This window comes from Nocardia donostiensis (assembly GCF_002081715.1).
Taxonomy (GTDB): Bacteria; Actinomycetota; Actinomycetes; order Mycobacteriales; family Mycobacteriaceae; genus Nocardia; species Nocardia donostiensis.
Window position 1 is genome coordinate 178,622 of record NZ_MUKP01000005.1, and the last position, 21,894, is coordinate 200,515.

Consider the following 21,894-nt stretch of genomic DNA (forward strand, 5'->3'; position numbering starts at 1 on the left):
GCCGTACACGAACAACAGGCAAGCAGCCCCACCAGCATGAACCACCCCCGAAGCCACCTCTTCAAGCCCCACCAGCCCGCCCAGGGCGTGTCTTACGAGCCCGTTCGCGGCCCGGCTCGCGTTTCAGCCCTCGCAGCGCATGCGCCGCAGGCGCGAGTCGCGAGAGCTGAAACGCGAGCCTTAGGGGCCGCGAACACGCCGCGCCGAACGCGCGGCCGAATTACCGGCGCAGCCCGAGGCGTTCGATCAGGGCGCGGTAGCGCTCGATGTCCTTGTCCTGCAGGTACTTCGAGAGGCGCTTGCGGCGACCGATCAGGCCCATGAGGCCGTGGCGGGTGTGATGGTCGTGCTTGTGCTTCTTCAGGTGTTCGGTGATGTCGGCGATGCGCTTCGACAGCAGCGCGATCTGCGCTTCCGGGGAGCCGGTGTCGGTTTCGTGCAGGCCGTATTCGGCGAGGATCGCCTTTTTCTGTTCGGTGGTCAGCGCCATGGGGCATCCGCTCCTGTGTCTCAGTTCCGCGCTCGGGGGCCCCGGTGGTTCGGCATTGTGCGCCGGGGATTCGGCTGGAGAGTTGCCGTGTTGTTGTCCGGTACCGGGGGTGGGCGCCACCGCGGACCGCAGCAAACCCGAGGTGACACCCTACCGGATGGGTGGGTGGGGAGCCGAATCGGTGGCTGTTCAGGCGCCTGCCGCGCCGAGGATTTTGCGGGTGTTGGCTACGTCGCCGTGCATGGCTTCGATCAGTTCGTCGAGGGTATCGAATCTGCGCATACCGCGCAGGTGTTCGACGAAGTCGACGGCTACGTGCTGACCGTAGAGGTCGGCTTCGCCGTCGAGCACGTATGCCTCGACGGTGCGGGCGCGGCCGGAGAAGGTGGGGTTGGTGCCGACGGAGATCGCTGCCATCGCGGGTTCGCCGGGGGTGACGGTGCCGATGGTGGGGCCGGGGCCGAGGACGGTGAACCAGCCTGCGTATACGCCGTCGGCGGGGATGGCGGCGTGCATGGGCGGTGCGATGTTGGCGGTGGGGTAGCCGAGGCTGCGGCCGCGGCCGTCGCCGTGGACGACGACACCTTCGACGCGGTGGGGCCTGCCGAGTGCTTCGGCGGCTGCGGCCATATCGCCCGCGTCGACGCAGGCCCGGATGTAGGTGGAGGAGAAGGTGACGGCGTGTTCGCCGAGCAGGGTGACAGCGTCGACTTCGAATCCGAAGCGTTTACCGAGGTCACGCATGGTTTCGACGGTTCCGGTGGCTTTTTTGCCGAAGGTGAAGTTGTCGCCGACCACGACTTCGGCGACGTGTAGGCGTTCGACCAGCAGGTCGTGTACGTAGCGGGCGGGGGTGAGTTTCATGAAGTCGTGGGTGAACGGCATCACGCAGAACACGTCGACGCCGAGTTCTTCGGCGAGGTCGGCGCGGCGGGTGAGTGTGGTGAGTTGCGCCGGATGCGTGCCGGGTCGCACCACTTCCATCGGGTGCGGGTCGAAGGTCATCAGTACCGACGGGAGCCCACGGGCGGCAGCGGACTTCACTGCTCTGCTGATCAGCTGCGCATGCCCCCGGTGGACGCCGTCGAATACGCCGATCGTGAGTACACACCGCCCCCAGTCCGCGGGCATTTCGTCGAGACTTCGCCATCTCTGCACAATCCGCAGCCTACGCAAACCGGGTGTCGAACAGTATTCGGGTTGGGGGATGCGGAGCGACGTATGCTGCGCGGGTTCGGTTGCGTGGCTTGTAGCGGGGGGTCGCCTGCGTGATGTGTGATTCGGCTCGCGGATGCTTAAGCTCGATGATGTGCCCGGTAAACGTGATATCGCCACCCGAAGAGAGCTGACCGATTCTGCGGTCGGCGACTCCGGCGCCGGTTCGGTGGGCACCGAGACAGTGGCGCCGGTGTTGTCGTCGGTGGCGCAGGACTATTTGAAGGTCATCTGGACGGCTCAGGAGTGGTCGCAGGAGAAGGTGTCGACGAAGCTGCTGGCCGAGCGGATCGGGGTGTCGGCGTCGACGGTGTCGGAGGCGGTACGCAAACTTGCCGATCAGGGGTTGGTCGAGCACGCCAGGTATGGGTCGATCACGCTCACCGACCACGGTCGCAGGGCGGCGATCGCGATGGTGCGCAGGCATCGGCTGTTGGAGACGTTCCTGGTGAACGAGCTCGGCTACAGCTGGGACGAGGTGCACGACGAGGCGGAGATCCTCGAGCACGCTGTCTCGGAGTTGCTGGTGGCGCGGATCGACGCCAAGCTCGGTTTCCCTGATCGCGACCCGCATGGTGACCCGATCCCGTCGGGTGACGGCGCGGTGCCCACGCCGCCTGCCCGTCAGCTCAGTGATTTCGCGGCAGGTGAGTCCGGTCGTGTCGCCCGTATCTCCGATGCCGATCCGGACATGCTGCGCTATTTCGACTCCGTCGGTATCGCCTTGGATACCCCGATCACTGTTGTGGAGCGTCGCGATTTCGCTGGAACCATCGCCGTACGCATCGGCAAGGGGGACCCTGCCCCGACCGACCTGGGCAGCCCTGCGGCCGAAGCCATCTGGTTGACCCACTGATCCGGCGATGCCCGCAGCTCGTCGTTGCCACGATGCGGCGATCCGGGCTGGCGGCAGGTGCGCTGACAGTGGCTCCGAGGCCGTGGCAGCCGCCTGCGCAAACGTTCGCCCGATACTCCGATGGATAGGCGGGGTCGGTGTTGTTGCCGGTCGGGGTCAGGTGCTCGCGACGAGTTCGGCGGCGCGGTCGGCGATGGCGTTGCCCAGGTCGCTGGTGGTGGCGGTGCCGCCGAGGTCGGGTGTGAGCGTCGCTCCCTTGTCGAGGACGTCGCAGACTGCGCGGTCCACTGCGGTAGCGGCTGCCTTCTCCCCCAGTTGGTCGAGCATCATGGCGCCGGCAAGGATTTGCGCGACCGGGTTGGCGATGCCCTGGCCTGCGATATCGGGGGCGCTGCCGTGTACTGCCTCGAACATGGACGGTGCGGTGCGGGTGGGGTCGATGTTGCCGGAGGGGGCGAGGCCGAGTCCGCCGGTGACGGCGGCGGCGAGGTCGGAGAGGATGTCGCCGAACAGGTTGGAGCCGACGATCACGTCGAGCCGGTCAGGGTGCAGCACGATTTCGGCGGCGAGTGCGTCGATGTGCATGTGCCGCACGGTGATATCGGGGTAGTCGGCGGCTATTTCCTCGACGATGCTGTCCCAGTACGGCATGGAGTGGATCAGGCCGTTGGATTTGGTGGCCGAGCAGAGGGTACGGCAGCGTTCGCGGGCGCGGTCGAAGGCGTATCGGATGATGCGTTCGCAGCCGACCCGGGTGAACACCGACTGTTGCAGTACGAATTCGTCGGGCCTGCCGGGGTTGTGTTTTCCGCCGATGTCGGAGTATTCGCCTTCGGAGTTCTCCCGGACGATGAGGATGTCCAGGTCTTCGGCGGTGCGGCCGCGCAGCGCCGAGGTGGTGCCGGGCAGTAGCCGCACCGGCCGCAGGTTGACGTATTGGCCGAAGGCGCGGCGCAGCGGGATCAGCAGACCCCACAGCGAGATGTGGTCGGGGACGCCGGGGAAACCGACCGCGCCGAGGAGGATAGCGTCGAAGCCGGCGAGTTGATGCGGTCCGTCCGACGGCATCATCGCCCCGGTGCGCAGGTACTGTTCGCACGACCAATCGAATTCGGTCCAGGCGATTCCGGGCAGTACCGCGTCGAGTACCCGCACGGCCTCGGCGGTGACGTCGACACCGATACCGTCGCCGGGAATGGTTGCGATGCGATATGCGGTCACAGTTTCACTCCGATGTATTTGGTTTCGAGGAATTCGTCGATACCGGTGAGCCCGCCTTCGCGGCCCAGCCCGGATTCCTTCACCCCGCCGAACGGGGCCGCCGGGTTCGACACCACACCCTGGTTCAGGCCGACCATGCCGGTCTCCAGCGCTTCGCACACCCGTAGCCCGCGGCGCAGGTTCTCGGTGAATACATATCCCACCAGACCGTAGGGGGTGTTGTTGGCGCGACGCACCACTTCGTCCTCGGTGTCGAATTCGGCGATCGCCGCGACCGGGCCGAAGATTTCGGTGTGGCACATCTGCGCCTGGTCGGGGACGCCGGTGAGCACGGTCGGGGCATAGAAGTTGCCGGGCCCGTCCACAGGTTCACCCCCGGTGATCAGGTGGGCGCCGCGCTGCCGGGCGTCGGCGACGAGAGTGCTCACCTTCGCTACCGCGTCCTTGTCGATGAGCGGGCCGACCACGACGCCGGGTTCGGTGCCGCGCCCCATCGGCAGCGCGGCCATCCGCTCGGCCAGGCGACGCGCGAATTCGTCGGCGATACCGCGCTGGGCGAAGATCCGGTTCGCCGCGGTGCATGCCTGGCCGATATTGCGCATCTTCGCCGCCATCGCACCGTCCACTGCCTCGGCGAGGTCGGCGTCGTCGAACACGATGAACGGTGCGTTGCCGCCCAGTTCCATCGATGTCCGCATCACGGTGCGGGCGCACTGCTGCAGCAGGGTTTTACCGACCGCGGTGGAGCCGGTGAACGACAGTTTCCTGGAGCGCGGATCCAGGATCATGGGTTCGGTGACCGCGCCGGGGTCGGAGGTGGTCACGACGTTGACGACACCGTCGGGCACCCCGGCTTCGCGCAGGATTTCGGCGAGCGCCAGCATCGACAGCGGCGTCTGTTCTGCTGGTTTGATCACGCAGGTGCAGCCCGCTGCCAGCGCCGGGCCGATCTTGCGGGTGCCCATCGCCATCGGGAAGTTCCAGGGGGTGATGAGCAGGCTCGGTCCGACCGGCTGTTTGGCCACCAGGAAACGTGAGCCTCCGGTGGGCGCGGGCATGTATCCGCCGTCGAGCCGTACCGCCTCCTCGGCGAACCAGCGGAAAAATTCGGCGGCGTAGGCGATTTCGCCGCGGGCCTCGGTCAGGGGTTTGCCCATTTCCAGGGTCATGATCAGGGCGAGGCGTTCGGTGTTGTCGAGCAGGGCATGATATGCCCGCATCAGCAGGTCGCTGCGTTCCCGTGCCGGGGTGCGCGCCCATTCGGCTTGGGCGGCGTCGGCCGCGGCGAGCGCGTCCAGTCCGTCGTCCGGGGTGGCGTCGGCCACCTGGCACAGGATTCGGCCGGTGGCCGGGTCGAGTACGGCGAGGGTGTCGGTGGTGGCGCGCCATCGGCCGGCGATGAACAGGCCGGTCGGGACGGTGGCTATCGCGGACTGTTCCGCCAGGTCGAGGCTGGGTTCGGTGAGCATCGGCGCGGTCTCCTCGCTCGTGCAGGGGCGGTAGTCGAGGTCACGAGCCGCGTCTGTGCGCATCCGGGCGGCAGCGCGCCGTATCGGCGACGCGGAACCGTTGCCGCAACCCCGGACGCCATGTTATGCATATTGTCGACAATCCTACAACAGACAATCATTGGCTCGCGGGTTCGACATATTCGATCCCCGTCCGGGAGGCGGATCACCATGACCGAGCTTTCCCCCGTCCTGAAGCAGGCCACCCCGGTGACCGTCGACCACGGTTCCGGCTGCTATCTGTACGGCACCGACGGCCGCCGCTACCTCGATTTCACGGCGGGTATCGGCGTCACCAGCACCGGCCACTGCCACCCGCAGGTGGTTGCCGCTGCCCAAGCCCAGGTCGCCACGCTGATCCACGGCCAATACACGACCGTTATGCACAAGCCGCTGCTGGAGCTGACCGAACAGCTCGGCTCCGTGCTCCCCGACGGCCTGGACACACTGTTCTTCGCCAACTCCGGCAGCGAAGCCGTCGAGGCCGCGCTGCGGCTGGCCAGGCAGGCGACCGGACGCCCGAACGTGATCGTCTTCCACGGCGGCTTCCACGGCCGCACCGTCGCCGCCGCCTCCATGACCACCTCTGGCACCCGGTTCTCCGCCGGCTTCAGCCCGCTCATGTCGGGGGTGCACGTCGCGCCGTTCCCGACCGCCTACCGCTACGGCTGGACCGAAGAGGAAGCCACCGAATTCGCCCTGCGCGAACTGGACTACATCTTCGCCACCCTCACCTCCCCCGCCGAAACCGCAGCGTTCATCGTCGAACCGGTACTCGGCGAAGGCGGCTATATCCCCGGCAACCGCACCTTTTTCCGCGGTCTGCGCGAACGCGCCGACGAGCACGGCATTCTGCTCGTCGTGGACGAGATCCAGACCGGCTTCGGGCGGACCGGAAAGTTCTTCGGTCACCAGCATTTCGACATCCGTCCCGACGTGATCACCATCGGCAAGGGCTTGGCCAGCGGGTTCCCGCTGTCCGGTATCGCGACCTCCCGTGAACTGATGGCTAAAGTCTGGCCCGGTTCCCAGGGCGGCACATACGGCGGCAATGCCGTCGCCTGCGCGGCCGCCATCGCCACCTTGCAGGTCATCGAATCGGAGAACCTGGTTCAGAACGCGGCCGAGCGCGGCACCCAGCTGCTGGCGGGCATGCGGGCACACGACTGCAAAGCCATCGGCGATGTGCGCGGACTCGGCCTGCTCGTCGGCGCCGAATTCACCACCGCCGACGGCCGCCCCGACCGGGCAACCGCCACCGCCGCCCAACAGCTCGCAGCACGTAAGGGTCTGCTCCTGCTCACCTGCGGCGCCTATATGAACGTGGTGCGGATGATCCCGCCGTTGATCGTCACCGAAACCCAGGTCGACGACGCCCTCGGTATCTGGTCGGACGTGCTCGCCGAGCTGTAACGGGTACCCGACATCAGACGCCGTCGCCGACCAGGAAGCAGATCCCCTTGGCCCGCTATATGACCATCACCCTCACCAAGGCCGGCGTGAGCTGCCGCGCCAGGCTGCTCGACGCCGAAGCGCCGCTCACCTGCGAAGCCGTGTGGAATGCCCTCCCGCAGGAGGGTGACGCCTTCCACGCCAAATACGCCCGTAACGAGGTCTATGCCCTGGTCCCGCGCATCGGCGCGGCACCACACCGCGAGAATCCCACCGTCACCCCGATCCCCGGCGACGTCTGCCTCTTCGATTTCGAGCCGTGGGAAATAGGCAATCCCGCCTACGGGTACGAACCGGGCTCTGCGGCACACCATGACCAGGGCGCCACCGATCTGGCGATCTTCTACGGCCGCAACAACCTGCTCATCAACGGCGATATGGGCTGGGTGCCGGGCAACGTCTTCGCCACCATCGAAGACGGCCTCGCCGATATCGCCGAAGCCTGTAACACCCTGTGGTTGCATGGGGTGGCAGGCGAAACCCTCGCCTTCGCCCGCGCATAACCCGGCAACAGGCGTCCCCCGGATCTCGTGCGTGGCCGATATCGGGCACGAGATCCGGGGTTCTCGTTGGTCTACTACTGCTCCTGCGGCGAGGTCAGCACCGCTTCCGCGTAACGTGCCACGGCCAGCACCATGTCATCGGAATGGCGCGGTCCGATGATTTGCAGGCCGACCGGCATTCCGCTGCTGGTGTTTCCGGCGGGGATACTGATCGCGGGCTGCTGGGTGAGGTTGAACGGATAGGTGAACGGTGTCCACTGCGGCCAGCTGGTGAGATCGCTTCCCGGCGGGACATCGTGGCCCGCCGGGAAGGCGGTGATGGGCATCGTGGGGGTGACCAGCAGATCGTAGGCGGTATGGAAGGCACCCATGGTGATGCCGAGGCCGGCGGCGACATTGCGAGCCTCCAGGTAGTCGACGGCGCTGACGGTTTCGCCGTACTCCCACACCGCACGCAGGCCGGGGTCGACGCGATCGCGGGTGCCGGGCGGGAAGTTCGCCAGCATGGTGGCCGCGCCCGCCGCCCACAGCAGTTCGAAGGGCTCGCGGGGATCGCCGAAGCCCGGGTCGGCCGCGGTGACAGCCAGGCCGGCCTCGTCCAGTTTGCGTACCGCCGCATCGACGATGGCGGCGACTTCCGGGTCGACGTCGACATAGCCGAGCGTCGGTGAGTAGGCGATGGTGAGCCCGCGCACGTCGCGCTGCATCTGGCTGCGGAAGGTGGTGACGGTGGGCGCGAGGGCGGTGGGGTCGCGCGGGTCGGGCAGCGACAGGATGTCCATCAGCAGCGCCGCGTCCTCGACGGTACGGGTCATCGGGCCTGCATGGGCGAGCGGCCCGAAGGGGCTGGCGGGGTAGAGCGGGATGCGGCCGTGGGTGGGTTTGAACCCGACGATGCCGCAGAACGACGCGGGAATGCGGATGCTGCCGCCCCCGTCGGTGCCCACCGATACCGGTCCCATCCCGGCCGCGACGGCGGCCGCGCTGCCGCCGGAGGAACCGCCTGCGGTGGTGTCCGGGTCGGCGGGGTTGCGGGTGATACCGGTCAGTGGGCTGTCGGTGACCGCCTTCCACGCGATCTCCGGTGTGGTGGTCTTGCCCACCATCACCATGCCGTCTTCACGCAGCCGCGCCACGACCGGACTGTCGACCAGCCAGGGGCCGCTGGGGTCCACAGAGGTGGAGCCGCGGCGGGTGGGCCAGCCTTCGGTGAGGAAGATGTCTTTGATGGAGATCGGCACGCCGTCGAGTAGGCCGCGCGCGTGTCCGGAATGCCAGCGCGCCTCGGAGTCCTTGGCTTGCACCAGTGCCCGGTCGCTGTCCACCAGGCAGTAGGCGCCCAGCGCAGCGTCACGTTCGGCGATGGCCTCTAGCACTGCCTCGGTCGCCTCGACCGGCGACAGCGCGCCCGCGGCGTAGGCGGATACCAATTCCACCGCGGTCATCGCCGCCGGATCGGTGACCCGATTGATGTCGGGGTAGCTCATAGCTGGCTCCCTTTCAGCCGGGCACATACCCCAGCGTCTTGTCGACCACATTGTCCAGCGGACGGCCAGCCGTCCAGTTGTCGAAGTTCTCGGTGAATGCGGCGACGACCTCGTTGCGCCAGCCGATGACATCACCGGAATTGTGCGGAGTGATATGCACATTCGGCAGATCCCACAGCGGGTGATGTTCCGGCAGCGGCTCCGGATCCACCACATCCAAGGCGGCCCCGGCTATCGACCCGTTACGCACCGCAGCGACCAGATCGTCGGTAACCACGAGTTCCCCCCGGCCGACGTTGACAAACCTGGCATGTGGTTTCATCGCGCCGAACGCGGCGGCGTCGAACATGTTCCTGGTCTGCTCGGTCAGCGGCGGGACCGCGACCACGTAATCGGCCCAGGGTAATTCGGCATACAGGTCGGCGCTCACCGTTCCGAAATCGGTATCGTCACCGCGGGTCCGCCTGCCGATACCCTTGACCCGCATACCGACTGCGCGTAGTAACCGGGCGATCGCGCGACCGATCGATCCGGTTCCCACGATCAGCACGGTGGTCCCTGCCACCCGCTCCGATTCCCGATGCCGCCAGGTGTGGTCCTGCTGCAGGCGCAGCGACCCCGGCACGTCTTTGGCGAACGCCAGGATCTGCGCCAGCACGTATTCGGCGATGGGGACGTCGAAAACGCCGCGGGTATTGGTGACCACCACATCGCTCGCACGCAGTTCCGGGAACATGACGGCGTCCACGCCGGTCGCTCCCACATGCAGCCAGCGCAGTCGGTCGGCGGCATGCCAGGCGCCGGGGACGGCGGTGGTGAGAAAGTCGTAGACGAACAGTACGTCCGCGCCACGCAGGGCAGCGGCGAGTCCGTCGGCGTCGGTGTAGCGCACGGTGGCCTGAGCGCTCACCCGCGCCATCAGGCCCGAGTCGGGCACGTGGCCATCGTGCAGAACGGTGACAATTGAGCCCGATTCCACATTGACACAGTAAGATCACATCGTATGATTGTCAACAATCCGATCGTGTTCGGAGGTCTTCCGGCTGAGCGCGAGAGGGGCCGCAGTGGACTTCAGTTTTCCCGACATCGAGGGCCCCGTCGCACAACGGGGTATCGGGGTCATCGCCCCCTTCGACCTGGCGTTGGAGCGTGAGCTCTGGCGCTGGGCGCCACTGGAGGTGAGCCTGCATCTGGCCAGGACACCGTACGAACCGGTGCCGGTCTCACTGGTCATGGCCGAATTGGTATCCAACCCCATACATCTGACCACCGCCACCCGCGATGTCCTGCATGTGGAACCCGAAGTCGTCGCCTACCTGTGCACCTCAGGGAGTTTCATCAAAGGACTCGATTACGAAAAATCGTTGCGGGCCACCATCTGCCGCGCGGGCGCACAAGACGCGGTCACCACCTCCGGGGCCCTGGTCGAAGCAATCCGTCACCTCGGCATAACCAGCTTGTCGGTGATCACCCCATACGACGAGGTCCTCACCGGCAAGCTGATCGAATTCCTCGGTGAAGCCGGATGTACGGTGGTGCGCTCCGACCACCTCGGCCTCGGCGGCGGCATCTGGAAGGTCAACTACCGCACCATCGCCGAACGTATTGTCGGAGCCGACGATCCGGCCGCCGAAGCAATTTTCGTCAGCTGCACCAACCTGCCCACCTACGACATCATCGAGCCACTGGAACAGGCCCTCGGCAAACCGGTGCTCACCGCCAACCAGCTCACCATGTGGGCCTGCCTCGGACGGATGAAACTGCCGATGATGGGCCCGGGCAAATGGCTACTCAACGTTTTCTGATCACCCCGCTCACCACAGGAAGTCATAGCGCATGCAGGTACCGACCATCGGATTCATCTACCCCGACCACGCCGCCGAGGACGACTACCCGCTGGCCGCCGCCACCCTGAACACACCGCTACAGGTGGCCCACATCTACGGAACCGACCTGCATGCCGTGCCCGAACTGCTGGACCTGGGCAGCCCGGGCAAACTGCGCCACGGCGCCGAACTCCTCGCGCCGCACCAGCCCGCAGCAGTGGTATGGGCATGCACATCGGGCAGCTTCGTCTACGGCCCCGAGGGCGCACGAGAACAGGTGCAGAAGCTGAGCGACGCGGCCGGAGCCCCCGCATCCAGCACCAGCCTCGCCTTCGTCGCCGCCGCCCGCGCGCTCGGACTGACCCGCGTGGCAGTCGCCGCCAGCTACCCCGACGAGGTGGCACGATTGTTCGTCGACTTCCTCGCCGACGCCGGAATCGACATCACCTCGATGGCGAGCGCCGATATCGACACCGCTGCCGAGGTCGGCACCCTTAGCCCCGAACAAGTACTGGAACTGGCGACCAGCAACGACCACCCCGACGCGCAAGCGCTACTCATCCCCGACACCGCCATGCGCACCCTCGGTGTCTTGCCGCAACTGGAAGCCGCACTGGGTAAACCGGTGCTGACCGCCAACCAGGTCACCGTCTGGGAAGGATTGCGGCTTGCCGGCATCGACCGCACCGCAACAGATTTCGGTACCTTGTTCTCGGAAAGGTATGCCTATGTCGGTCGTTGATTTCGAACCGGTCAATCAGCAATCCACCGCCGAGATGATCGCCGATCGGCTGCGCGAAGCGATCATGCGCGGCGGCCTCGAACCGGGCGCGCAACTCGGAGAAGCCGACCTCGCCGCACAGTTCGGTGTCTCGCGCGGCCCGGTGCGCGAGGCGATGCAACGGCTGGTGTCGGAAGGCCTACTGCGCAGCATCCGGCACCGTGGCATCTTCGTCATCGACCTGACCCACGACGATGTGGCCGATATCTACCGGGCCAGGACCGCTATCGAAAGCGGCGCACTCACCCTGATCCTCGACGGCCGAAGACACATCGCCTACCAGGCCCTCGAACCCAGCGTCACACACATGAACGCCCGCGCCGCCGCCGGCGACGCCGTCGGAGTCTCCGACGCCGACCAAGCCTTCCACGAAGCCCTCGTCGCCAGCGCAGGCAGCCCCCGCCTGGTCCGCGCCGCCCGCACTCTACTGATCGAAACCCGCATGTGCCTGGGAGCGCTGCAGACCACGTACCCGGATCTGCGCGAACAGGCCCGCGAGCACGTCGAGCTACGAGAAGCGATCGGCTCGGGACCGGAAGAACGAGCGCACAGCCTGCTGGCCGAACACATGCACGATGCCGTGCACCGCCTCTGTGTTTGATGGCCGCGCCTCCGGCGCGGCGGGTTTGCTGTGTCTTTGGCGCGCTGGCGCGCGCGGGTTCGCGGCCCCCTTGGGCTCGCGTTTCAGCCCTCGCGACTTGCGCCTTCGGCGCGTGCGCTGCGAGGGCTGAAACGCGAGCCGGGCCGCAAACCGGACGGGGCTGGGTGGGGTGTGGGAAGGAGTGGTGCAGCTGGAGGGGGTCGGGGGCTTCCGTGTGCTGCGGGGCTGAAATGCGCGCCGGCCAGCAAACCGGACGGGGCTAGGGGGCCTCTAGAGGGCCTGCAGAAAGGGGCGGTTGGGTCTGGACGGGCCGGGGAGGGTTACGTCGGCACTGTTGCCGTCGGGTGGGCGGGGTGTCGGGTGGTGTCGGCGGATTTCGTCAGCCAGAAGAACACCGGGGGGAGGACCAGTTCGATGACGCCGAGGGCGACGATGAACCAGTGCGGCCAGCCGTAGACGGCGAGCGAGATCAGGCGGGCCAGGCCGCCGAGGAAGAAGATCCCGGCGAGCCAGCGAATCGCGTCGGTGGCGACCGGGGTCCGGCGGATGGCCCAGATCCAGGCGAGGCCGTAGCCTGCGAAGATCGCGCCGAAGAAGCGGTTCTGGCTGTCGTCGGTGGCGATGATCGGGGCGGTGCCCGGTGTGATCTCGGGGCCGACGGCCATGTGCGCCACCCCGATCAACGCGCAGGCCACGCCCATCGTCCAGGCCAGCACTGTCAATGCTCTGGTCATCCGAACGCTCCCTTGCTCGAAAACACCTGTGGGACCGGAGTTCCCACCCGACCCAGTTAGTAGACGTTTGTCTACGAATAAGCGTAGAACCGTTGGTAGACACACGTCAACTAGCATCGTCAGGATGAGTACCCGACGCCGGTTGTCCCCGGAGGAACGCCGCCGCCTACTGATCGACGCAGGCGAACGTCTCTTCGCCGAACGCGCCTACGACGACGTCCTCATGGAAGATGTGGCAGCAGCAGCAGAAGTGTCGCGAGCACTGCTGTACCGGCATTTCCCGAGCAAACGCGATCTGTTCGCCGCCGTGTACGAGCGCGCGGCACAGCAATTGCTGGTCGATACGCCCTTGGACAGCGAAACGCCCTTCATCGAGCAACTCGCCGCCGGCCTCGACACCCATTTCGACTATTTCGAGGCCAACGCCCATTCCGTCGTGGCGGCGAACCGCCAGCTCGCGGGCGACCCGATCGTTCAGGCGATCATCTGGGGCGAATTGGGCGAACTGCGCTATCGAATACTCGACCGGCTCGGTATGCAGGGCAAGGAGCGTGAGCTGGGCTCCTCGGTCCTGATGGGCTGGCTCACCTTCGTCCGGGTGGTCAGCGTCGACTGGCTGGACAACCGCAGCTGTCCGCGCGATCAGCTGCGTGACATCTGCGTGCGCGCCTTGCTCGGCGCACTGGAACCCATTCTGGAGAACGCCGACCGGGTCAGCCACCCAGACGTCAGTCGACCAAGCCCCGGGGACGCACCACCATGACGGGAGCGGACCGTTTGCCCTTCTCCTCGAGTAGCGCGATGGCTTTTCCGTCAGCGGTCCGCGCCACATGCACGCCCTCGATACCGATGGGGTCGAGCCAGCGGCCGTCGCGCAGGGACTCCGCGGCGGCCGCGTCGACCTCGCGATGAGGGAACGCGATGCCGACCGCCTCATCGATACCCAGGCTCAACCCCGGATCCCCGGCCAGCTGGTCGAAGGTGCGGGCGTGCGCCAAGGTGAACGGGCCGACACGGGTGCGGCGCAGCGCGGTCAAGTGGCCGCCGACGCCGAGCGCGGCGCCGAGGTCACGGGCCAGCGCGCGCACATAGGTGCCGGATGAGCATTCGACCACGACGTCCAGGTCCACCAGATCACCGTCGGCGATATCGCGGCGGGCGAGGACGTCGAAACGCGATACCGTCACCGGCCGCGCGGCCAACTGCACATCCTCACCGGCCCGGTGCCGGGCATAGGCGCGTGCACCGTTGACCTTGATGGCGCTGACAGTGGCAGGCACCTGCTCGATATCGCCGGTCAACGCGGCCACAGCGGCGGCGATGTCGGCGTCGGTCACCGCGGTGGCGGGCGCACTGGAGACGAGTTCGCCCTCCGCGTCGTCGGTGGTGGTGACCTGGCCGAGGCGGACGGTGGCGGTGTAGGCCTTGGTGGTCAGAGTCAGCAGGCCGAGCAGTTTGGTGGCGCGTTCGACGCCGAGCACCAGGACACCGGTCGCCATCGGGTCGAGGGTGCCCGCGTGACCGACCTTCTTGGTGTGCAAGAGTTTGCGCGCCTTGGCGACGACATCATGGCTGGTCCAGCCGCCATCCTTGTCCACGATGAGCAGACCGCCGAGGCCGTCCGGTCCGAGAGAGCCCGTCATCGGTGCACTATCGCGGTGAGGATGAGGCCGTCGCCGATCTGCCAGCGGCCGTCGAACGAGGTCAGCGGGAAGCCGCCGTCGGCGGTCTGGCCGGACACCAGCAGATCGGAACGGAAGGTGCCGCGTCCGGTGTCGGCGCCTGCCTCGTCGATGGTGAAGGTGATGTGCGCGTCCTCGAAGCCGAGCCAACGCCCCGTCAGCGGGAACCACGCCTTATAGGTCGCTTCCTTCGCGCAGAACAGCAGCCGGTCCAGGTGCAGCCCGGAATCGGTGGAGCGGAGCCACTCGCGTTCGGCGGGCAGGCTCACCGAATCCAGCACCCCGGCGGGCAGAGTGTCGTGCGGTTCGGCGTCGATACCGACCGAGCGGAAGCGCAGCCGGTGCGCCAGCGCCGCAGCCCGGTAGCCGTCGCAATGGGTGAGGCTGCCGACCACGCCGCGCGGCCATATCGGTGCGCCTCGGTCGCCTTTCCCTATCGCCACCGGCGGTTCCCCGAGCTGCGCCAGCGCCTGCCGCGCGCAATACCGGGCGCCGATGAAGTCGCGCCGCCGCTTTTCCACCGAATTGGCGATCAGATGCTCCTCCGCGGGATGCGGTTGCAGATCCTCCGGATAGGTGAACAGCTCGGCGGAGGCGACACCGGCGGGCAGAATTGTCTCGATCATCGCCTCGAGGGTAATCCAGCGCCGATCACGGTCGTAGCTGCGGGCACCGGACCTCAGACCCCGCGCCTGCGCTGTGCTTTCTCCCGCATCTGTGCGGCCGCCTCCGCCATCTCCGGAGTGATCGTGAAATGCCCACCCCATTCGTTCAACGCACCCGGCGGATATTCGGGGTCGGGCAGGATCTGGCGCAACAGCCGGTCCGGCAGACCACGGCGCTGCCATTCGCGCGGATACCCCAGCGACACCTCTTCGAAGCGGACGCCGTCGTAGTAGGAGGTACGCGGAATGTGCAGATGCCCGTACACCGAGCAGACGACGTTGTAGCGGGTATGCCAGTCCGCGGTCCGTTCGGTACCACACCACAGCGCGAACTCCGGGTACCACAGCACGTCGGTGGGTTGGCGGACCAGCGGGAAATGATTGATCAACACCAGCGGCGTCCCCGGCTCCAACGCGTCCAGTTTGCGCTGGGTGACCTGTAGCCGGGCGTCGCACCAGGCGTCGCGGGTGAGGTACGGGTCCGGGGACAGCAGAAATTCGTCGGTGGCGACCACATTGCGTTCCCGGGCGATGGCCAAACCCTCTGCCTTGGTTTTCGCGCCCTCGGGCAGGAAGGAATAGTCGTAGAGCAGGAACATCGGCGCCAGCGTCACCGCGCCGCCGTAACGCTCCGACCCCGCGCCCCGCCATATCGGGAACGGGTCTTCCGGGGTGAGCACATCGAGGTCACGGCAGATCGAGACGAGGTAGTCGTATCGGGCAACGCCGTGCATCTGCACCGGGTCCTTGGCCGTGGTCCACAGCTCGTGGTTACCGGGAACCCAGATCACCGTGGCGAAGCGGCTGCGCAGCAGTTCCAACGCCCACCGGATATCGTCGCTGCGCTCTCCCACGTCCCCGGCCACGATCAGCCAGTCCTCAGGAGAATCGGCCTTGATCTGCTCGACCACCGGCTTGTTCCCCTGGTGCCCGACATGAATGTCGCTCACCGCCATCAACTTGGGTATCACCACACCCACCTTGGCATAAGCGCCTGGGCGCCCGCCCGTCGACCAGCCGTGTTCATCGAGGAATTTCCGCGCCGACCTGCGCCCACCGGCCGGACAGCACCCGCGCGCTCACCGCAGCCAACCGCAACAGCATGAACGCGATCAGCCCGCACCAGATCCCGCCGATACCCCACTCGAACGCCAGCGACAGCCAGATGGCGGGCAGAAACCCGGCCAGCGCCGCGCCCAGCGTCGTGGTCCGCAGATAGGCGGCGTCACCGGCACCGAGCAATACCCCGTCGAGGGCGAACACAATGCCGGCTACCGGGATCATGACGACGAAAAACCACCACACCACGCCGGCACGGTCGAGCACCGCCGGGTCGTCGGTGAACAGATGCGGGATCACCGCGGCCCCGGCCGCGAACACCGCAGCCAGCACCAGCGCGAAAACCTCCGACCAGCCGGTGATCCGGCGGGCCAGGCCCCGCGCTCCCGCCCTGTCGCCCGCGCCGAGCGCCGCGCCGACCAGCGTCTGCGCGGCGATGGCCAGCGAATCGAGGGTCAACGCAAGGAAGTTCCACAGCTGCAGCACCAACTGATAGGCCGCGACCGAAGCCGCGCCGAACCGGGACGCGACCGCGGCCGCCGAGACGAAACAGGCCTGGAAGGCGAGGCTACGTGCGATCAGATCACGACCGAGCACCAGTTGCGCCCGCATCACCGACGGCTGCGGCGCCAACGGAACCCGCGCCCGCAGCAGCGCACTCACGAACAGAGCCGCCGTCACCGTCTGACCTACGACATTGGCCACCGCCGACCCCGGCAGTCCCAGCCGCGGCGCACCGGCGAGCCCATGCACCAGCAGCGGACACAACACCGCCGACAGCGCCAGCCCGGCAACAACGTACAGCAATGGCCTGCGGGTCTGCTGCACTCCGCGCATCCACCCGTTCCCCGCCATCGCCAGCAGGATCAGTGGGACCCCGAACAGCGCGATCCGCACCCAGTCCAGCGCCTCCCCCGCGATATCGCTGTCACCGGCGATCGCGCCGGTCACCGACGCCGCGAACATCTGAACGACGAGAAGGATCGCCACCCCGATCCCCACCGCGAGCCAGCTCGCCTGCACCCCTTCGGCCACCGCACCCCGATCGTCGCCCGATCCGTGCCTGCGCGCCGACCGCGCCGTGGTGCCGTAGGACAGGAACGTCAACTGCGAGCTCACCTGTGCCAGAATCAGCCCGCCGACAGCGAGCCCTGCCAGCGCGAGCGCACCGAGCCTGCCGACAACCGCCAGGTCGAACAGCAGATAGATCGGTTCGGCCACCAGCACACCCAAGGTCGGCAGCGCCAATCCCAGGATGCGCCGCGGCCCGGCCGCAGGCACCGACTCTGCCGGTTCCTCGCCTGAGCCGCTCTGTCGACCTGCGCTGCCAGGCCCACTGTCCCGCACAGGGCCAGGCTCTCCCGGCAACTCCAGGGCTCCGATGTCGTGAGCCGACGGCCCTCCAACAGATTCGGGGATACTCATCGAACCTTCGGTCCTCGCCTCGATCTGCGCAGTCGGCTGCGATATCTCGCCGTATGGACCTGTATGTCTGCCGCTCGCCGGTACCGCGAAGCGTATGGCGAGGACCCGATGCCCGCACCCCGAATTCCGTCGGCCCCGCAGTCGTCCCCATGCGGCGAACGGACCTCGTTCCGGGCGGTGACGCGACTCAGGCCGGACAGGCCGGGTAATGCCGTCGTCATCCGAGCGCCGCCCGCAGCTGTGCGATCAACTCCTCGGGTTCGCCGTAAGTGGTGTAGCCCGCCGCGTACCGGTGCCCGCCGCCGCCCAGCGCAGTCGCCACGAGTGAGACGTCGACGCCGTCTTCGGCGCCGGGGCCGCTGTCCCTGGACCGCAGCGATACTGTCCAGCGTCGCTGGGGTGGGGAGTCGGGCGCTGCCGCGTTCGCGTCGGCGGCGACTCGGCCTTCCTTGAAGACAGCCGCGATCCCGGCCGCATCGGCGGTGCGAACTATGTCGACAACACTTTCGGCATCCTCGGCACGCAGTCCGTCGATGTCTTCGCGCAGCACGTAGGCGTACACCAGCCCGACCCCGCCGTGGGCTTCCGGTTCGATGCGGGCGGAGGCCAGGACCTGCGACAGCATGCGCAACCAGCCGAACGGGTGGGTGTCGAGCAGGGTGCGGGTGATCTCCGCGCCATCGATACCGGTGGCAAGCAGCTGTTCGGCCAAGGCGTGCGTGCCTGCCCGCACCCAGCGGAACGAACCGGAATCGGTGACCAGGCCCGCGTACAGGCAGTGCGCGATCTCGGCGTCGATCGGGACCTGCCAAGCGTCCAGCAGGGCGGCGACGACGCTGGTGGTGGAGACCGCATCCGGGTCCACCAGGTTGATCGTCCCGAAACGGGTATTGGAGCGATGGTGGTCGAGGACCAGGGAGGTCGCCGCGCCTTCCATCCGGTCGGCCAGCGCACCCAATCTGGTCACGCTGCCGCAGTCGACCACGACCAGCAGATCGGTTTCCCGCGGCACCTCGGCGGGCGCGACCAGATGCTCCACCCCGGGCAGCGACCGCAGGGACGCGGGCAGTTCCGCGGGCTCGGCGAACGAAACACATACCGTGGTTCCCCGCCGGTGCAACACCAGCGCCAGTGCGAGCCCACTGCCGATGGTGTCGGCATCGGGCTGCACATGGCACAGGATGGTGACCGAACGGGCGCGGCTCAGCGCCGACACGGCCGAATCGAACTCGACCGTTTCACTTGTCGTCATCTGCGACCGCGGCTCACTCGTCGCGGTCGGTTTTGTACGGATCGGCCTCGCCTGCATGCCTCGCGTTCGCGGCCACCTGGGCGACCGCGTCATCGGCGGCGCGAGCCCTGGCCAGCAGATCCTCCATCTGCCGCGCAGCGTCGGGCACGGTGTCGAGCACGAAGTTCAGCGTCGGGGTGAACTTCACACCGGTGCCCGCACCCACCTTCGACCGCAGCACACCCCTGGCCTTGGCCAGCCCGGCAGCCGCGGCACCGTAGTCGGGTTCGGTGTCGACGGTTTCGCCCATCACCGTGTAATACACGGTCGCGTCGCGCAGATCACCGGTCACCCTCGCGTCGGTGATGGTGACGAACCGCAGCCGCGGATCCTTCACCTCATGCTCGATCGCGGTGGCCACAATCGCGGAAATCCGCTTGGCAAGTCGGCGTGCCCTGGCTTGATCCACCATGGCCGCTCCTTCCTCACTGTGTCGATGACGGCGGGAGCCGGTAACACAACCGTCGCTCCCGCCGCCGGTCAATCTTCGGGTCCGAAGACGCGGCGGCGTACCGCCAGCAACTGTAACTCCGGACGGGCCGCGACGTGACGCTCGCACTTGTCCAGCACGGCGGTCAGATGGTCCATGCCTGCACTGACCATCGCCACCGCGAGCAGGGTGCGGCGGTAGCGGTCGTGGTCCCCGGCTTCGGCAGTGCTCACCCCGAAACGCTGCAGTTCGGCCAGCACCGGCCGGATCACCGAACGTTTCTCCTTCAGCGAGTGCACATCACCGAGCAGGATGTCGAACTCGAGTGCACCGAGGTACACGCAACCTCCAGATCAGGCGACGATGAGACCCGTTCGCAGCGCTTGCGGCCGGAACCGTTCCCACCGAGCAACGATGGTGTGTGCGGCGCGACGGGCCGGGCAGCGTTGTCCGCCGCCCGGCCCGGTCACCGCGGTCTTTTAGTCGCGCGGCTTCTCGCGCAACTCATAGGCCTCGATGATGTCGCCTTCCTTGATATCGGAGTAGGTCAGCGTCATACCACATTCGAAGCCCTCGCGAACTTCCATGACGTCGTCCTTCTCCCGGCGCAGCGAGCTGATCGAGGTCGTCTCGGCAATCACCACATTGTCGCGGAGCAGACGCGCCTTGGCGTTGCGCTTGACCGAGCCCTGGGTGACCATGCAGCCGGCGATATTGCCGATCTTCGACGAGCGGAAGATGGCCCTGATCTCGGCGCGCCCCAGCTCGACCTCTTCGTAGATCGGCTTGAGCATGCCCTTGAGGGCCTTCTCGATCTCGTCGATAGCCTGGTAGATCACCGAGTAGTACCGGATGTCGACGCCCTCGCGGTTGGCCAGCTCGGTCGCCTTACCCTCCGCGCGGACGTTGAACCCGATGATGATCGCGTTCGACGCCGACGCCAGGTTGACGTTGGTTTCGGTGACGCCACCGACACCGCGGTCGATGACCCGCAGCCGAACCTCGTCGTCGATCTCGATCCCCAGCAGGGCCTCCTCCAGCGCCTCCACGGTGCCAGAGTTGTCGCCCTTGAGGATCAGGTTCAGCTCGCTGGTCTCCTTCAGCGCGGCATCCAGATCTTCCAGGCTGATCCGTTTGCGGCTGCGCGCGGCCAGCGCGTTGCGTTTGCGCGCGTTGCGCCGGTCGGCGATCTGGCGGGCGATACGGTCTTCGTCGACAACGAGCAGGTTGTCACCGGCGCCTGGCACCGAGGTGAACCCGATGACCTGGACGGGCCGCGACGGCAGCGCCGCCTCGACGTCCTCGCCGTACTCGTCCACCATGCGGCGCACGCGACCGTAGGCGTCACCCGCCACGATCGAATCGCCGACGCGCAGGGTGCCACGCTGGATCAGCACCGTGGCGACCGGACCGCGGCCGCGGTCGAGGTGGGCCTCGATGGCCACGCCCTGGGCGTCCTGTTCCGGGTTGGCGCGCAGATCGAGGGCGGCGTCCGCGGTGAGCAGCACCGCCTCCAGTAGCGCATCGATATTGATGTTCTGCCGCGCGGAGATGTCGACGAACATGGTTTCGCCGCCGTACTCCTCCGACACCAGCCCGTATTCGGTGAGCTGCTGGCGGATCTTCTGCGGGTTCGCACCCTCTTTATCGATCTTGTTGACCGCCACCACGATCGGCACATCGGCCGCCTGCGCGTGGTTGATCGCCTCCACCGTCTGCGGCATGACACCGTCGTCGGCCGCGACCACCAGGATGGCGATGTCGGTGGCCTTCGCACCGCGCGCACGCATGGCGGTGAACGCCTCGTGACCCGGGGTGTCGATGAAGGTGATCAGCCGGTCGTCGTCGCCGAGATGGGTCATCACCTGGTAGGCACCGATGTGCTGGGTGATACCGCCTGCCTCGGCCTCGCGGACGTTGGTCTTGCGGATGGTGTCCAGCAGTCGGGTCTTACCGTGGTCGACGTGGCCCATGACGGTCACCACCGGCGGCCGCTGTTCGAGGTCTTCCTCGTCGCCTTCGTCCTCGCCGTAGGTCAGGTCGAACGACTGCAGCAGCTCGCGGTCCTCGTCCTCGGGGCTGACCACCTGCACGACGTAGTTCATCTCGCTGCCGAGCAGCTCGAGGGTTTCGTCGTTGACCGATTGGGTCGCGGTGACCATCTCACCGAGGTTGAACAGCGCCTGCACCAGCGAAGCGGGGTTGGCGTCGATCTTTTCCGCGAAATCCGACAGCGAAGCGCCGCGGGCGAGCCGGATGGTCTCGCCGTTGCCGCGTGGCAACCGGACGCCGCCGACGCTGGGCGCCTGCATCGAATCGTATTCCTGACGCTTCTGCCGCTTCGATTTGCGACCACGCCGGGGCGCGCCGCCGGGACGGCCGAACGCGCCTGCCGCGCCGCCACGACCACCGGGACCACCCGGACGGCCGCCGCCACCGGGGCGACCGCGGAAACCACCCGCGGGGGCACCACCGGTACCTGCGGGCGCACCGCCGCCACCGCCACTGCGGAAACCGCCGCCGCCCCCACCGGGACGGCCTCCTGGACCGCCGGGACGACCGGGACGACCGGACGCGGGACCGGGACGCGACGAACGCGCGGGCATGGCGCCGGGCGTTGGCCGCGGCGGCATCGAGTTCGGGCTCGGCCGCGGACCGGGCCGCGGAC

22 protein-coding genes are annotated in these 21,894 nt (G+C 67.3%); 7 read left to right on the forward strand and 15 right to left on the reverse strand.

The genetic code is table 11. The annotated features are described in order from the left end of the window. Positions 1-220: 220 nt before the first annotated feature. Positions 221-490: a 30S ribosomal protein S15 gene (gene rpsO, locus B0T44_RS05425; RefSeq protein ID WP_077118032.1), complete on the reverse strand. Its 270-nt coding sequence runs from the start codon at positions 488-490 to the stop codon at positions 221-223. 189 nt (positions 491-679) lie between these two features. Further along, complete coding sequence (locus B0T44_RS05430) at positions 680-1,648, reverse strand: bifunctional riboflavin kinase/FAD synthetase (RefSeq protein ID WP_077118034.1); 969 nt, start codon at positions 1,646-1,648, stop codon at positions 680-682. Positions 1,649-1,781: 133 nt separating this feature from the next. On the opposite strand from B0T44_RS05430, the gene mntR reads away from it, so the two are divergent. Continuing rightward, positions 1,782-2,561: a manganese-binding transcriptional regulator MntR gene (mntR, locus tag B0T44_RS05435; protein ID WP_077118036.1), complete on the forward strand. Its 780-nt coding sequence runs from the start codon at positions 1,782-1,784 to the stop codon at positions 2,559-2,561. A gap of 156 nt (positions 2,562-2,717) precedes the next feature. On the opposite strand, the gene B0T44_RS05440 is transcribed toward mntR, so the two are convergent. Continuing rightward, positions 2,718-3,782 carry a tartrate dehydrogenase gene (locus B0T44_RS05440; RefSeq protein ID WP_077118038.1) on the reverse strand — a complete coding sequence of 355 codons (1,065 nt, stop codon included), beginning with the start codon at positions 3,780-3,782 and terminating at the stop codon, positions 2,718-2,720. Then, the gene (locus tag B0T44_RS05445; protein ID WP_077118167.1) at positions 3,779-5,227 is read right to left on the reverse strand and encodes an NAD-dependent succinate-semialdehyde dehydrogenase; all 1,449 of its coding nucleotides are present in this window, start codon (positions 5,225-5,227) and stop codon (positions 3,779-3,781) included. Before B0T44_RS05445 ends, B0T44_RS05440 begins: the two co-directional genes overlap by 4 nt. 234 nt (positions 5,228-5,461) lie before the next feature. Between B0T44_RS05445 and B0T44_RS05450 the strand changes: the two genes are divergently transcribed. Beyond that, the gene (locus tag B0T44_RS05450) at positions 5,462-6,703 is read left to right on the forward strand and encodes an aspartate aminotransferase family protein (RefSeq protein ID WP_077118040.1); all 1,242 of its coding nucleotides are present in this window, start codon (positions 5,462-5,464) and stop codon (positions 6,701-6,703) included. A 59-nt stretch (positions 6,704-6,762) separates the two neighbouring features. After that, positions 6,763-7,245 (forward strand): DUF3830 family protein, encoded by a 483-nt coding sequence (locus tag B0T44_RS05455; protein ID WP_425436866.1) that lies wholly within the window; start codon positions 6,763-6,765, stop codon positions 7,243-7,245. 74 nt (positions 7,246-7,319) lie between these two features. Here the strand turns inward: B0T44_RS05455 and B0T44_RS05460 are convergent, their stop codons facing one another. Both B0T44_RS05460 and B0T44_RS05465 read right to left on the reverse strand, forming a co-directional pair. After that, positions 7,320-8,717, reverse strand: a complete 1,398-nt coding sequence (locus B0T44_RS05460) for an amidase (RefSeq protein ID WP_217697516.1) — start codon at positions 8,715-8,717, stop codon at positions 7,320-7,322. A gap of 28 nt (positions 8,718-8,745) precedes the next feature. Further along, the gene (locus tag B0T44_RS05465) at positions 8,746-9,651 is read right to left on the reverse strand and encodes a D-2-hydroxyacid dehydrogenase (RefSeq protein ID WP_081511647.1); all 906 of its coding nucleotides are present in this window, start codon (positions 9,649-9,651) and stop codon (positions 8,746-8,748) included. Positions 9,652-9,796: 145 nt separating this feature from the next. Between B0T44_RS05465 and B0T44_RS05470 the strand changes: the two genes are divergently transcribed. The 3 genes from B0T44_RS05470 to B0T44_RS05480 are packed head-to-tail and all read left to right on the forward strand — an operon-like array spanning position 9,797 to position 11,940. Beyond that, positions 9,797-10,537: a maleate cis-trans isomerase family protein gene (locus B0T44_RS05470; RefSeq protein ID WP_077118049.1), complete on the forward strand. Its 741-nt coding sequence runs from the start codon at positions 9,797-9,799 to the stop codon at positions 10,535-10,537. A gap of 31 nt (positions 10,538-10,568) precedes the next feature. Further along, positions 10,569-11,300: a maleate cis-trans isomerase family protein gene (locus B0T44_RS05475; RefSeq protein WP_077118051.1), complete on the forward strand. Its 732-nt coding sequence runs from the start codon at positions 10,569-10,571 to the stop codon at positions 11,298-11,300. Then, positions 11,287-11,940 (forward strand): GntR family transcriptional regulator, encoded by a 654-nt coding sequence (locus B0T44_RS05480; protein WP_077118053.1) that lies wholly within the window; start codon positions 11,287-11,289, stop codon positions 11,938-11,940. Before B0T44_RS05475 ends, B0T44_RS05480 begins: the two co-directional genes overlap by 14 nt. A gap of 320 nt (positions 11,941-12,260) precedes the next feature. On the opposite strand, the gene B0T44_RS05485 is transcribed toward B0T44_RS05480, so the two are convergent. Next, positions 12,261-12,674 carry a DUF4345 domain-containing protein gene (locus B0T44_RS05485; RefSeq protein ID WP_077118056.1) on the reverse strand — a complete coding sequence of 138 codons (414 nt, stop codon included), beginning with the start codon at positions 12,672-12,674 and terminating at the stop codon, positions 12,261-12,263. A gap of 124 nt (positions 12,675-12,798) precedes the next feature. Here B0T44_RS05485 and B0T44_RS05490 point away from each other — a divergent pair, with 124 nt between their 5' ends. Beyond that, positions 12,799-13,437, forward strand: coding sequence for a TetR/AcrR family transcriptional regulator (locus tag B0T44_RS05490; protein ID WP_077118058.1), 639 nt, complete (start codon positions 12,799-12,801; stop codon positions 13,435-13,437). On the opposite strand, the gene truB is transcribed toward B0T44_RS05490, so the two are convergent. The 8 genes from truB to infB all read right to left on the reverse strand — a co-directional run. Then, a complete protein-coding gene (gene truB / locus B0T44_RS05495; RefSeq protein ID WP_077118060.1) occupies positions 13,403-14,317 on the reverse strand; it encodes a tRNA pseudouridine(55) synthase TruB in 915 nt (304 codons plus the stop codon). The genes B0T44_RS05490 and truB overlap by 35 nt on opposite strands. After that, a complete protein-coding gene (npt, locus tag B0T44_RS05500; protein WP_077118062.1) occupies positions 14,314-14,982 on the reverse strand; it encodes a 4'-phosphopantetheinyl transferase Npt in 669 nt (222 codons plus the stop codon). The genes truB and npt overlap by 4 nt, the downstream gene beginning before the upstream one ends. 53 nt (positions 14,983-15,035) lie before the next feature. Further along, the gene (locus B0T44_RS05505) at positions 15,036-15,992 is read right to left on the reverse strand and encodes a metallophosphoesterase family protein (RefSeq protein WP_139347879.1); all 957 of its coding nucleotides are present in this window, start codon (positions 15,990-15,992) and stop codon (positions 15,036-15,038) included. 52 nt (positions 15,993-16,044) lie between these two features. Continuing rightward, positions 16,045-17,361: an MATE family efflux transporter gene (locus B0T44_RS05510; RefSeq protein ID WP_077118064.1), complete on the reverse strand. Its 1,317-nt coding sequence runs from the start codon at positions 17,359-17,361 to the stop codon at positions 16,045-16,047. A 361-nt stretch (positions 17,362-17,722) separates the two neighbouring features. Further along, the gene (locus B0T44_RS05515) at positions 17,723-18,757 is read right to left on the reverse strand and encodes a DHH family phosphoesterase (RefSeq protein ID WP_077118066.1); all 1,035 of its coding nucleotides are present in this window, start codon (positions 18,755-18,757) and stop codon (positions 17,723-17,725) included. 13 nt (positions 18,758-18,770) lie between these two features. Then, positions 18,771-19,208: a 30S ribosome-binding factor RbfA gene (rbfA, locus tag B0T44_RS05520; RefSeq protein ID WP_077118069.1), complete on the reverse strand. Its 438-nt coding sequence runs from the start codon at positions 19,206-19,208 to the stop codon at positions 18,771-18,773. A gap of 68 nt (positions 19,209-19,276) precedes the next feature. After that, positions 19,277-19,567, reverse strand: coding sequence for a DUF503 domain-containing protein (locus tag B0T44_RS05525; RefSeq protein WP_077118071.1), 291 nt, complete (start codon positions 19,565-19,567; stop codon positions 19,277-19,279). Positions 19,568-19,705: 138 nt separating this feature from the next. Next, a partial coding sequence (gene infB / locus B0T44_RS05530) for a translation initiation factor IF-2 (protein WP_081511648.1) occupies positions 19,706-21,894 on the reverse strand: 2,189 nt, incomplete at its 5' end.